This is a genomic window from Escherichia sp. WS1451 (assembly GCF_046487365.1).
Classification (GTDB): Bacteria; Pseudomonadota; Gammaproteobacteria; order Enterobacterales; family Enterobacteriaceae; genus Escherichia; species Escherichia coli.
The window spans coordinates 25315-38722 of record NZ_JBJQJP010000019.1 but is presented as its reverse complement, the minus strand read 5'-3'; the positions used below and the strand labels follow the sequence as shown (position 1 = coordinate 38722).

Sequence of the window (13408 nt, the reverse complement as noted above, 5' to 3'; positions counted from 1 at the left end):
GATTTTGTCCGGCAACGCTCCCTTGTGGATGTGATTGCTCTCACATAAATAACTCTTTCAGAACGTAATGTAGCAATCCTTTATCTCACTGGAAGGGATTGTTTATGAAAATTAAAATGCTTGCTGCGGGTATCGCATTAACACTGCCGTTTTGGGCTTGCGCCAAAGATGTCACCATCATTTATACCAACGACCTCCATGCACATGTAGAGCCTTATAAAGTGCCGTGGATTGCTGACGGTAAACGAGATATTGGCGGCTGGGCAAATATCACTACGCTTGTTAAACAAGAAAAAGCTAAAAACAAAGCGACCTGGTTTTTTGATGCGGGTGACTATTTTACCGGGCCGTATATCAGCAGCCTGACTAAAGGCAAGGCGATTATCGATATTATGAATACCATGCCATTCGATGCGGTCACTATAGGTAATCATGAATTTGATCACGGCTGGGACAATACGTTATTACAGTTGAGTCAGGCAAAATTCCCGATTGTGCAGGGTAATGTTTTTTATCAGAACAGCAGTAAATCATTCTGGGATAAGCCCTATACCATCATTGAAAAAGACGGCGTGAAAATTGGCGTGATTGGTTTGCACGGTGTATTTGCCTTTAATGATACGGTATCTGCGGCAACGCGAGTGGGTATTGAGGCGCGTGATGAAATTAAATGGCTACAACGTTATATCGATGAACTCAAAGGCAAGGTTGATTTGACCGTTGCGCTGATTCACGAAGGTGTTCCGGCCCGCCAGTCCAGTATGGGGGGCACAGATGTGCGCCGCGCACTGGATAAAGATATTCAGACGGCAAGTCAGGTGAAAGGGCTGGATATTTTGATCACCGGACATGCACATGTGGGTACGCCGGAACCGATTAAAGTCGGCAATACGCTCATCCTCTCCACTGACAGCGGTGGGATTGATGTCGGTAAACTGGTACTGGACTACAAAGAGAAGCCGCATGATTTTACGGTGAAAAACTTCGAGCTTAAAACCATTTACGCCGACGAGTGGAAGCCCGATCCGCAAACAAAACAGGTGATCGACGGCTGGAATAAAAAGCTTGATGAAGTGGTGCAACAAACGGTCGCGCAATCGCCGGTTGAATTAAAACGTGCCTATGGTGAATCGGCTTCCCTCGGGAACCTGGCGGCTGATGCTTTACTGGTAGCGGCGGGTAAAAACACCCAATTGGCGTTAACCAACTCTGGCGGCATTCGCAATGAGATCCCCGCAGGGGCGATTACGATGGGCGGCGTCATCAGTACCTTCCCGTTCCCCAACGAACTGGTGACGATGGAACTCACGGGTAAACAATTACGCAGTTTGATGGAACACGGCGCAAGTTTAAGTAATGGCGTTTTACAGGTATCGAAAGGCCTGGAAATGAAGTACGACAGCAGTAAGCCGGTTGGTCAGCGGGTAATCACGCTGACTCTGAATGGCAAACCCATTGAAGATGCGACGATTTACCACATTGCTACTCAGAGTTTCCTTGCTGATGGTGGAGATGGTTTTACCGCCTTTACCGAAGGGAAAGCGCGTAACACAACGGGCGGTTATTACGTTTATCACGCCGTGGTTGATTACTTCAAAGCGGGTAATACCATTACGGATGAACAGATCAACGGTATGCGCGTGAAAGATATCAAGTAAAAGTACGTATTGAGTTGATTCATTTGTTTGTTACCCGTTGATTTTGCAGATCCAGTATTCGGCCTACGCGAGGGTGCAGGCCGAATCAGATGCCTTAGCATCACCATCCGGTGGCAGGACGTTGTTTTTCGAATAAGCCCAGGTGTCGCTGTGTTGTCAGAATATCAGTCAAAACGTGCGAGGTGGATTGCGCTATAGAGAAATCTTTTATCGCCTCTAATTAAGATGAGTTTTTTTCAACTTCCCTGATTTTTCCTCACCATCATTGGTCATTTTTCGGTTGACGCCCTTCGGCTTTTCCTTCATCTTTACATCTGGACGTCTAAATGGATAGATGTTCACAACACAACATATAACTACAAGCGATTGATGAGGTAAGGTATGAGCTTTTTTCACGCCAGCCAGCGGGATGCCCTGAATCAGAGTCTGGCAGAAGTCCAGGGGCAGATTAACGTTTCGTTCGAGTTTTTCCCGCCGCGTACCAGTGAAATGGAGCAGACCCTGTGGAACTCCATCGATCGCCTTAGCAACCTGAAACCGAAGTTTGTGTCGGTGACCTATGGCGCGAACTCCGGCGAGCGTGACCGTACGCACAGCATTATTAAAGGCATTAAAGATCGCACTGGTCTGGAAGCGGCACCGCATCTTACTTGCATTGATGCGACGCCCGACGAGCTGCGCACCATTGCACGTGACTACTGGAATAACGGTATTCGTCATATCGTGGCGCTGCGTGGCGATCTGCCGCCGGGAAGCGGTAAGCCGGAAATGTATGCTTCTGACCTGGTGACGCTGTTAAAAGAAGTGGCAGATTTCGATATCTCCGTGGCGGCGTATCCGGAGGTTCACCCGGAAGCAAAAAGCGCTCAGGCGGATTTGCTCAACCTGAAACGCAAAGTCGATGCCGGAGCCAACCGCGCGATTACTCAGTTCTTCTTTGATGTCGAAAGCTACCTGCGTTTTCGTGACCGCTGCGTATCGGCAGGCATTGATGTGGAAATCATTCCGGGCATTTTGCCGGTATCTAACTTTAAACAGGCGAAGAAATTTGCCGACATGACCAATGTGCGTATTCCGGCGTGGATGGCACAAATGTTCGACGGGCTTGATGATGATGCCGAAACCCGCAAGCTGGTGGGCGCGAATATCGCCATGGATATGGTGAAGATTTTAAGCCGTGAAGGAGTGAAAGATTTCCACTTCTATACGCTTAACCGTGCTGAAATGAGTTACGCGATTTGCCATACGCTGGGTGTTCGACCTGGTTTATAAATACTGTGACTTTTGTGAAAATCACACTGCGATCACAAATTTTAAACAGAGCACAAAATGCTGCCTCGAAATGAGGGCGGGAAAATAAGGTTGTCAGCCTTGTTTTCTCCCTCATTACTTGACGGATATGAAGCTAAAACCCTTTTTTATAAAGCATTTGTCCGAATTCGGACATAATCAAAAAAGCTTAATTACGATCAATTTGATCTACATCTCTTTAACCAACAATATGTAAGATCTCAACTATCGCATCCGTGGATTAATTCAATTATAACTTCTCTCTAACGCTGTGTATCGTAACGGTAACACTGTAGAGGGGAGCACATTGATGAGCACGTCAGACGATATCCATAACACGACAGCCACTGGCAAATGCCCGTTCCATCAGGGCGGTCACGACCAGAGCGCAGGTGGGGGCACAACCACGCGCGACTGGTGGCCAAATCAACTCCGTGTTGACCTGTTAAACCAACATTCTAATCGTTCTAACCCGCTGGGTGAGGACTTTGACTACCGCAAAGAATTCAGCAAATTAGATTACTACGGCCTGAAAAAAGATCTGAAAGCCCTGCTGACAGAATCTCAGCCGTGGTGGCCTGCCGACTGGGGCAGCTATGCCGGTCTGTTTATTCGTATGGCCTGGCACGGCGCGGGTACTTACCGTTCCATCGACGGACGCGGCGGCGCGGGTCGTGGTCAGCAACGTTTTGCACCGCTGAACTCCTGGCCGGATAACGTAAGCCTCGATAAAGCGCGTCGCCTGCTGTGGCCAATCAAACAGAAATATGGTCAGAAAATCTCCTGGGCCGACCTGTTTATCCTCGCGGGTAACGTGGCGCTGGAAAACTCCGGCTTCCGTACCTTCGGTTTTGGTGCCGGTCGTGAAGATGTCTGGGAACCGGATCTGGATGTTAACTGGGGTGATGAAAAAGCCTGGCTGACCCACCGTCATCCGGAAGCACTGGCGAAAGCACCGCTGGGCGCAACCGAGATGGGCCTGATTTACGTTAACCCGGAAGGCCCGGATCACAGCGGCGAACCGCTTTCTGCGGCAGCAGCTATCCGCGCGACCTTCGGCAACATGGGCATGAACGACGAAGAAACCGTGGCGCTGATTGCGGGTGGTCATACGCTGGGTAAAACTCACGGTGCCGGTCCGACATCAAATGTAGGTCCTGATCCAGAAGCTGCACCGATTGAAGAACAAGGTTTAGGCTGGGCGAGCACTTACGGCAGCGGCGTTGGCGCAGATGCCATCACCTCTGGTCTGGAAGTGGTCTGGACCCAGACACCGACCCAGTGGAGCAACTATTTCTTCGAGAACCTGTTCAAATATGAGTGGGTACAGACCCGCAGCCCGGCTGGCGCAATCCAGTTTGAAGCGGTAGACGCACCGGAAATTATCCCGGATCCGTTCGATCCGTCGAAGAAACGTAAACCGACAATGCTGGTGACCGACCTGACGCTGCGTTTTGATCCTGAGTTCGAGAAGATTTCTCGTCGTTTCCTCAACGATCCGCAGGCGTTCAACGAAGCCTTTGCCCGTGCCTGGTTCAAACTGACGCACAGGGATATGGGGCCGAAATCTCGCTACATCGGGCCGGAAGTACCGAAAGAAGATCTGATCTGGCAAGATCCGCTGCCGCAGCCGATCTACAACCCGACCGAGCAGGACATTATCGATCTGAAATTCGCGATTGCGGATTCTGGTCTGTCTGTCAGCGAGCTGGTATCGGTGGCCTGGGCGTCTGCTTCTACCTTCCGTGGTGGCGACAAACGTGGTGGTGCCAATGGTGCACGTCTGGCATTAATGCCGCAGCGCGACTGGGATGTGAACGCCGCAGCCGTTCGTGCTCTGCCAGTTCTGGAGAAAATTCAGAAAGAGTCTGGTAAAGCTTCGCTGGCGGATATCATCGTGCTGGCTGGTGTGGTTGGTGTTGAGAAAGCCGCAAGCGCCGCAGGTTTGAGCATTCATGTACCGTTTGCGCCGGGTCGCGTTGATGCGCGTCAGGATCAGACTGACATTGAGATGTTCGAACTGCTGGAGCCAATTGCTGACGGTTTCCGTAACTATCGCGCTCGTCTGGACGTTTCCACCACCGAGTCACTGCTGATTGATAAAGCCCAGCAACTGACCCTGACCGCGCCGGAAATGACTGCGCTGGTGGGCGGGATGCGCGTACTGGGTGCCAACTTCGATGGCAGCAAAAACGGCGTCTTCACTGACCGCGTTGGCGTATTGAGCAATGACTTCTTCGTGAACTTGCTGGATATGCGTTACGAGTGGAAAGCGACCGACGAATCGAAAGAGCTGTTCGAAGGCCGTGACCGCGAAACCGGCGAAGTGAAATACACAGCCAGCCGTGCGGATCTGGTCTTTGGTTCTAACTCTGTCCTGCGTGCGGTGGCGGAAGTTTACGCCAGCAGCGATGCCCACGAGAAGTTTGTTAAAGACTTCGTGGCAGCGTGGGTGAAAGTGATGAACCTCGACCGTTTCGACCTGCTGTAATCTGACCTTCTTCAGCGACTGCCTTTCAGGCAGTCGCTGAAGTTTCTTTACCGGCGTATAGTGTCCACAGGAAAACTACACACTGGATCTCTCATGTCTGCCGCAGGAAAGAGCAACCCACTGGCAATCAGTGGCCTGGTTGTGCTCACACTTATCTGGAGTTATAGCTGGATTTTCATGAAGCAAGTCACCAGCTACATCGGTGCCTTCGACTTCACCGCCTTACGCTGCATTTTCGGCGCTCTCGTTTTATTCATCGTCCTTTTATTACGTGGTCGCGGAATGCGCCCGACACCGTTTAAATACACCTTAGCCATTGCCCTGTTACAAACCTGTGGGATGGTTGGCCTGGCGCAGTGGGCGCTGGTCAGCGGAGGAGCGGGGAAGGTGGCGATCCTGAGCTATACCATGCCGTTCTGGGTGGTGATTTTCGCCGCGTTGTTTCTCGGTGAACGCCTGCGACGTGGGCAATATTTCGCGATACTGATTGCCGCTTTCGGCTTATTTTTGGTGTTGCAGCCGTGGCAACTCGATTTCTCTTCGATGAAAAGTGCCATGCTGGCAATCCTCTCCGGTGTTAGTTGGGGGGCGAGCGCGATTGTCGCGAAACGCCTATACGCCCGCCATCCACGCGTGGATTTATTGTCGTTAACATCCTGGCAGATGCTTTATGCGGCGCTGGTGATGAGTGCGGTCGCTTTACTGGTGCCGCAACGTGAAATTGACTGGCAACCCACCGTGTTCTGGGCTCTGGCCTACAGTGCGATTCTGGCGACGGCGCTGGCGTGGAGCTTATGGTTGTTTGTGCTGAAAAACTTGCCTGCCAGTATTGCCAGCTTAAGCACACTGGCCGTTCCCGTTTGCGGCGTACTCTTTTCCTGGTGGCTGCTCGGTGAGAATCCGGGGGCCGTTGAAGGTAGCGGTATTGTGCTGATTGTGCTGGCACTGGCGCTGGTGAGCCGTAAGAAAAAAGAAGCCGTCAGTGTAAAAAGGATCTGAATTTTTTCTTCATGTGGGGCGATCGCTTATTTAACAAAATACCGATAGTGTCCCACCATCCGCCAGCTAAACAGTACATCTTCTTCCTGCGCGCCTGCGCCAATGTTATGTATCACCAGCGGCGTACCGTCGCGGGCGAAGCCATCTGACACCACCCCAATATGTGCCAGCCCGTTATCCAGTCGCCAGGAGACAATATCGCCCGCTTGATAGTCACTGGGGTTCTTGCTGGTGGGGCGTGTTTTATCGTGGCGGGTAAACCAGGTTTCCAGATTAGGCACCCGACGGTGATCGATGTTGCTGTCCGGGCGCTTTAACTGCCATTTTTGCGGGTACGCAGCAAAATTCTTCGCCATATCTTCGTGCACCAGTTTCTGCAAATCGACCTTCTGGCTGCGCAATGCACGGATCACCACATCGGAACATACGCCGCGTTCTTGCGGGACATCACCGCCAGGATAGGTAAGCTGCACATACGCCGGATCGTAAAATAGCGTGCTGCCGATTTGCTGTCTGGCACCGTCTGCGATGGCAAGATTGCTGTTGGCCTGGATTTGTACCACGGTTGGTGGAACGGCGGGAGATTTTAAGGAGTAACTGGTAAATACCGTCAGAAGACTGAATAACGCCAGTGAAGCTTTCATCTGTTTCGTCCGTGAAAATAAGAGTCACAGATTCGACCTTCCGGGCTAACGATTGTTCTGTAGAGAAAATGTCCAGAAGCGGATAAAAAATTCCTGAACAACGTGGGAGTTTCAGATTACTGGCACAGAGTGCCGGATGCGGCGTGAACGCCTTATCCGGCCTACAAAAGCACGCAAATTCAATATATTGCAGAGATTGCGTAGGCCTGATAAGCGTAGCGCATCAGGCAATTTTGCGTTCAAACTCCCGGACAAGCCGGGAGTTTGGAGTAGGTTATTCCCACTCTTGCAGGAAACGCTGACCGTACTGGTCGGCTACCAGCAGTGCGGCGTAAACCTGATCTGGCGTTGCACCGCCTGGCATGTTGTGAATGGTTTCACCTTCTGCACATGCCGCTTCTGCCACAATTCGCATTTTCGCCGGGACATCTTCTTTAATATCCAGTTGAGCGAGAGTTATTGGCAAACCTACCGCATGGCTAAGCGCAGCTACGGTTTCGATTTCCTCCACCGGCGCGTTTTCCAGAACCAGCTGCGTCAGCGTACCGAATGCCACTTTTTCACCATGATAATAGTGATGCGCGTCCGGGATAGCGGTCAGGCCGTTATGTACCGCGTGTGCCGCCGCCAGCCCGCCGCTTTCAAAACCAACACCGCTCAAATAGGTGTTCGCTTCAATCACGCGCTCCAGCGCCGGAGTCACTACATGCTGTTCGGCGGCAAGCATCGCTTTTTCGCCTTCTTCCAGCAGGGTGTTGTAGCACAGTTCAGCCAGTGCCAGCGCTGCCTGAGTGCACTTGCCGCCCGCCATGGTGGTAGCGCCGCTACGGGAACAGGCGCGTGCTTCAAACCAGGTTGCCAGCGCATCGCCGATACCCGCCGCTAACAGACGTGCAGGTGCGCCAGCGACGATTTTGGTGTCGACAATGACCATATTCGGGTTATTTGGCAACATCAGATAGCGGTCAAACTCACCCTCATCGGTGTAGATAACAGACAACGCACTGCACGGTGCGTCGGTAGAGGCGATAGTCGGTGCGATCGCTACCGGAACACCCATGAAATGTGCCAGTGCTTTGGCAGTATCGAGGGTTTTTCCGCCACCGATACCGAGAATTGCGCCACACTGCGCAGTCTCCGCGATGCCACGCAGACGGTCGATCTCATTTTGCGAACATTCACCGCCAAACGGCGCAATTTCTACTACCAGTCCAGCATCTTTAAAGCTTTTCTCGACAGTGGATTGAGCAAAACCTAAAACAAATTTGTCACCCACCACTAACCAGCGTTCCGCCAGTGGCTTCAGGTACTCGCCCAGACGATTAATTACATCTGCGCCCTGGATGTATTTACCTGGTGATTGAATAATGCGGTCCATAATTACTCCTTTAGAGATGAGTAGTGCCAAATGCGGCATTCCAGTCGTGCTCGAACTTCTCTATAGCTGACTCTACCGCAGGGGTGTTAAGCATTTGTTGCGCTACATCTAAGGGCAGTGTGATGGATTCACATCCAGCCAGCAAACAATCCAGCGCCTGACGTGGTGTTTTAAAGCTGGCAGCCAGCACCATGCTTTCTGGCGCATGCATTTCCAGTAACGCTTGCAACTCCTGTACAGTACGAATGCCGTCACCGCCCTGGGCATCTACGCGGTTAACGTATGGAGCAACGTATTTGGCTCCAGCCAGCGCCGCCAGTAATCCTTGCGCGGCGCTGTACACTGCGGTTCCCAGCGTAGTAATGCCTTCTTTCTTCAGCATTTTAATTGCTGCCAGACCTTCAGAGGTTACCGGGATTTTCACCACAATGCCCGGAATGGCGTCGCGCAGGCGCTTCGCTTCTTCCACCATCCCCTGCGCGTCGCGGCTCATGGTCTGAGCAAACAGAATGCCCTCATCACCAATCGCTTTTTGCAGACGCGGCAGCACTTCCCATATGGACTCCTTGCTGGCAGCGATAATGCTCGGGTTAGTTGTCACCCCGGCAATCGGGAATATGCGTGCCAGACGTTCGACTTCTGCGACGTTAGCGGTGTCCAGATACAGTTCCATGATGTTTCCTTTTACAGTTCCAGTTCATGTTGCAGCAGGCTGGCGATAGCGTCGGCAGAGGCGGCGTTAACCAGCGCGTTACGGAATTCTTCGTGCATGATGCGACGAGCGAGGCGCGAGAAAATGCGCATATGTTGATCGCCCGCAGCATGTTTGTTCAGGGTTAACATAATGATGAATTGTGCTTCATCATCGCCCCAGCGCACTGGCGCTTGCAGACGCGCCACGCTGATGGTGGATTGCTCAATGTGTTCTGATTTGCTGTGGGGAATGGCAAAACTAAAGCCCAGACCGGTAGAGAAAACGGCCTCGCGCGCCCACAAGTCGGCTTCCAGTTTACGCGGATAGCGACAGCGGCCCGCCAGCAGCAGGTTATCGGTCATGCCTTTGAGCACTTCTTCTTTGCTGCGCCAGTCGTTTTCCAGTGTGATGCACTCGGCGGTGACCAGCGGTGCGTCTTGTTGGGTCATGCGGAATTGCGCCAGCAGGTGTTCCACTTCCAGCGACGTACGGCAGGCCATTGCCTGGTTGAGCAACTTGCGGCACTCACGGCTATCAAGTTGCGCCATTCGCGCTTTCGCCGCCGGAATTGACGGTGCGCTCATGCTCAGCTCATCCAGCCCTAAACCGACCAGCAATGGCAGCACGGAACCTTTCGCTCCCAGTTCACCGCACAGACCAATCCATTTGCCCTGGCGATGCACCGCCTGCACGGCGTAATCGAGCGCCCGCAAGAATGCTGGATTCAGGCTGTTATAGTGACGAGTAACCTTAGCGTTATCGCGATCCACTGCCAGCAGATATTGCGTCAGGTCATTACTACCGATACTAAAGAAATCAATCTCTTCGCAGCATTGATCGATGATGAACATCACCGACGGCACTTCCAGCATAATGCCGAGCTGGATCTTCTCATCAAACGGAATGTGTTCGTTACGTAGTTGCTGTTTGGCTTCCGCCAGTTTTTCTTTCACCCATAAGATCTCTTCCATTGAGGAGATCATCGGGATCATGATTTTCAGGCTGCCGTGAGCGGAGGCACGGAGAATCGACCGTAGTTGTGTGGTAAATAACGACGCGTACTCTTCATAAATACGCACGGCGCGATAACCGAGGAACGGGTTTGCCTCTGCGGGAATGTTCAGATAATCAACGGGTTTGTCACCGCCAATATCCATAGTGCGCACAATAATGCTGCGTCCGTTGGCGGACTCCAGCGCCTGACAAAAAATGTTGTACAGCTCGCTTTCGCCCGGTGCACTGGTGCGATCCATATAGAGCATTTCAGTGCGGAATAAACCAACGCCTTCCGCACCATTGCCGAATGCGGCCTGCGCTTCCACGGAGTGAGCGATGTTAGCAGCAATTTCAATGCGGATACCGTCAGCAGTACGGGCTTGTTGGGTCAGCCAGACACGCTGTTGCTCACGCAGAGCGTCCTGTACGCGGGCTTCTTGCTGATAATAACGGGCCACGGATTCCCCTGGCTCAACCACAATCGCCCCTGCGTTGCCGTCGATATAAATCGTCTGATGCTGCCACGGAGTAAGGGCATCAATATCCACACCAACCAGCGTCGGAATGTTGAACGAACGGGCAAGGATCACCGTATGTGAGGTGGTGCCGCCGCTTTTGAGCAACAATCCTTTGAGGTGATTTTTATCCAGTTCGAGGAACTGGCTGGGGGTCAGTTCATCAGCCATACAAATGGCGGGCTGCGTCAGTTTGCCCGGTGCCGGGAAGCGTTGCTCACCGTAGATTTGCTGGAGTAACTGGAAGCAGACGTCGCGTACGTCCAGGGCACGTTCTTGCAGGTAGCTGCTGCTGGAACGGGCGAACTCTTCGCAAAAGTGATTCGCACTGGCAACAATCGCTTCGGCGCAGCTTAATCCGGCGCTGACACCTGCCAGTAAATGTTCGCGCAGGGAAGTATCGCCAGCCAGGGATCGGTGCGCTTCCAGAATCGCGCTGGTAGCACCGTCGCTATCCAGCAGACGAAACTCTATGTTTTTCAGTACCAGCGTCAGACCGTTTTCCAGTGCGGATTGTTCGGCGTCAACGCCTTTGGCTGCGGGAAGATTACCCAGCGCATTGAGATCTAAAGAAGAGATCGGCGTCAGAATGCCGCCTGCGCTACCGCTGCACACGGTGCGGGCACGGATAATTTGCGGATTCAGATTGGTCAGTGAAACCGGCAGTGGTTCCAGTTCGTCAGATTTTACTTCCGCCAGCGGTGCGTCGCAGTGGGGGAATTCATCGCGCAGCCATTGGCTTAAACGCTGGTGCGCTTCCTGTTCGTCGGCCCCGGAAATCAGTAACTGGCAGTTATCGCCCACCAGCGTATCGGTGCCAATCAGCGCAAGGGCGCTTTTGGCGTTGCCCTTGCGGTCAGTGCGCAGGTTATGCCACTCAATTTGTGATGAAAAAGTATTACACAGCGTTTCAACGTGGCTTGCCGGACGCGCATGGACGCCGTTAGGTAGCTCACAAATAAATTCCACAATCAGGGCCATTGCCTTTCTCCCGGTACGGTTTTCTGTTTACAGGATAAGAGCGCACGGTAACGGCCTGCCATGTGACAAATCTGCCAAAAGCTGGACAAATGTAATGTAACCGTCAATTTGCGACGCGTCTCACAAGACGCCGTTTTGCGGCATGCTTCCGGATTATCGCAAGTTATGAGGCGGATCGCATTTTTGTACTGATATTACAAAAGTCCAGTAAATGGCCTTTTTATCCACTGTTTGCTCCGCCTGCGATTGCCTATTGTTTCTTCCATCAAAAATATGGACATGGGCTTTCGCAAGCCCGGGAGCAGCTTATGAATGAGTTGGTGCAGATCCTGAAAAATACCCGTCAGCATTTAATGACGGGCGTTTCACACATGATTCCCTTCGTGGTATCGGGCGGTATTTTGCTGGCGGTTTCCGTCATGTTGTATGGCAAAGGCGCAGTGCCGGATGCCGTAGCCGATCCGAATCTGAAAAAACTGTTTGATATCGGCGTTGCAGGTTTGACGCTGATGGTGCCTTTCCTCGCCGCTTACATCGGTTATTCCATTGCAGAACGTTCTGCATTGGCTCCATGCGCTATCGGTGCCTGGGTTGGTAACAGCTTTGGCGCGGGCTTCTTTGGTGCACTGATCGCCGGGATTATCGGCGGCATTGTGGTGCATTACCTGAAGAAAATTCCGGTGCATAAAGTTCTGCGCTCGGTGATGCCAATCTTCATCATTCCAATCGTCGGCACACTGATTACCGCTGGCGTCATGATGTGGGGGCTGGGCGAGCCGGTGGGGGCGTTGACCAACAGCCTGACCCAGTGGCTTCAGGGGATGCAGCAGGGCAGCATTGTTATGCTGGCGGTGATCATGGGTCTGATGCTGGCGTTCGATATGGGCGGCCCGGTTAACAAAGTGGCCTATGCCTTCATGCTGATTTGCGTTGCTCAGGGTGTTTATACCGTGGTGGCCATTGCTGCCGTGGGGATTTGTGTTCCGCCGCTGGGGATGGGGCTGGCGACGCTGATTGGTCGTAAAAATTTCTCCGCAGAAGAGCGCGAAACCGGTAAAGCGGCGCTGGTGATGGGGTGCGTTGGGGTTACTGAAGGGGCGATTCCTTTCGCCGCTGCCGATCCGCTGCGTGTTATTCCTTCCATCATGATCGGTTCAGTTTGTGGTGCAGTAACTGCGGCGCTGGTCGGTGCGCAGTGCTATGCAGGCTGGGGTGGTCTGATTGTGCTGCCGGTGGTTGAAGGCAAGCTGGGTTATATCGCAGCAGTGGCTGTCGGAGCAGTGGTGACGGCTGTTTGTGTGAACGTGCTGAAAAGTCTGGCGCGTAAAAATGGGTCTTCGACTGATGAAAAAGAAGACGACCTGGATTTGGATTTTGAAATTAATTAATTGAGGAACGAGCCATGACGAAAATTATTGCAGTAACCGCGTGTCCATCTGGTGTTGCCCATACCTATATGGCGGCAGAGGCGCTGGAAAGTGCCGCGAAAGCGAAAGGCTGGGAAGTGAAAGTAGAAACCCAGGGCTCGATTGGTCTGGAAAATGAACTGACTGCGGAAGACGTGGCGAGCGCCGATATGGTGATTCTGACCAAAGATATCGGCATCAAGTTTGAAGAGCGTTTTGCTGGCAAGACCATCGTGCGCGTCAACATCAGCGACGCGGTAAAACGCGCTGATGCCATTATGAGCAAAATTGAAGCTCACCTGGCACAAACCGCTTAAGTTCTTATCCCGCCCGTAAGGGCGGGTTCGCTTTCCCAC

At 52.5% G+C, this 13408-nt stretch carries 10 protein-coding genes; 6 read left to right on the top strand and 4 right to left on the bottom strand.

Annotated features, from left to right (window positions below):
- Positions 1–104: 104 nt before the first annotated feature.
- From ACJHX7_RS20170 to yijE, 4 genes are all read left to right on the top strand, one after another.
- Positions 105–1658: a bifunctional metallophosphatase/5'-nucleotidase gene (locus tag ACJHX7_RS20170; protein WP_094030218.1), complete on the top strand. Its 1554-nt coding sequence runs from the start codon at positions 105–107 to the stop codon at positions 1656–1658.
- 381 nt (positions 1659–2039) lie between these two features.
- Positions 2040–2930, top strand: a complete 891-nt coding sequence (gene metF, locus ACJHX7_RS20165; protein WP_000007512.1) for a methylenetetrahydrofolate reductase — start codon at positions 2040–2042, stop codon at positions 2928–2930.
- Positions 2931–3258: 328 nt separating this feature from the next.
- Positions 3259–5439, top strand: coding sequence for a catalase/peroxidase HPI (katG, locus tag ACJHX7_RS20160; RefSeq protein ID WP_001296626.1), 2181 nt, complete (start codon positions 3259–3261; stop codon positions 5437–5439).
- 93 nt (positions 5440–5532) lie between these two features.
- Complete coding sequence (gene yijE, locus ACJHX7_RS20155) at positions 5533–6438, top strand: cystine transporter YijE (protein ID WP_094030217.1); 906 nt, start codon at positions 5533–5535, stop codon at positions 6436–6438.
- A 26-nt stretch (positions 6439–6464) separates the two neighbouring features.
- Here the strand turns inward: yijE and ACJHX7_RS20150 are convergent, their stop codons facing one another.
- The 4 genes from ACJHX7_RS20150 to ptsP form a co-directional block, all read right to left on the bottom strand.
- Positions 6465–7082 carry a DUF1287 domain-containing protein gene (locus ACJHX7_RS20150; protein WP_094030216.1) on the bottom strand — a complete coding sequence of 206 codons (618 nt, stop codon included), beginning with the start codon at positions 7080–7082 and terminating at the stop codon, positions 6465–6467.
- Positions 7083–7356: 274 nt separating this feature from the next.
- Entirely contained in the window at positions 7357–8460 is a 1104-nt protein-coding gene (gene gldA / locus ACJHX7_RS20145) for a bifunctional L-1,2-propanediol dehydrogenase/glycerol dehydrogenase (RefSeq protein WP_000374017.1), read from the bottom strand.
- A gap of 10 nt (positions 8461–8470) precedes the next feature.
- Positions 8471–9133 (bottom strand): fructose-6-phosphate aldolase, encoded by a 663-nt coding sequence (gene fsa, locus ACJHX7_RS20140; protein WP_000424845.1) that lies wholly within the window; start codon positions 9131–9133, stop codon positions 8471–8473.
- A gap of 11 nt (positions 9134–9144) precedes the next feature.
- Positions 9145–11646: a phosphoenolpyruvate--protein phosphotransferase gene (ptsP, locus tag ACJHX7_RS20135; protein WP_094030215.1), complete on the bottom strand. Its 2502-nt coding sequence runs from the start codon at positions 11644–11646 to the stop codon at positions 9145–9147.
- Between the two features lie 308 nt (positions 11647–11954).
- On the opposite strand from ptsP, the gene ACJHX7_RS20130 reads away from it, so the two are divergent.
- Positions 11955–13034 (top strand): PTS fructose transporter subunit EIIC, encoded by a 1080-nt coding sequence (locus ACJHX7_RS20130; protein WP_001004467.1) that lies wholly within the window; start codon positions 11955–11957, stop codon positions 13032–13034.
- A 14-nt stretch (positions 13035–13048) separates the two neighbouring features.
- Positions 13049–13369: a PTS fructose-like transporter subunit IIB gene (locus tag ACJHX7_RS20125; RefSeq protein WP_000161265.1), complete on the top strand. Its 321-nt coding sequence runs from the start codon at positions 13049–13051 to the stop codon at positions 13367–13369.
- The last annotated feature ends 39 nt before the right edge of the window (positions 13370–13408 follow it).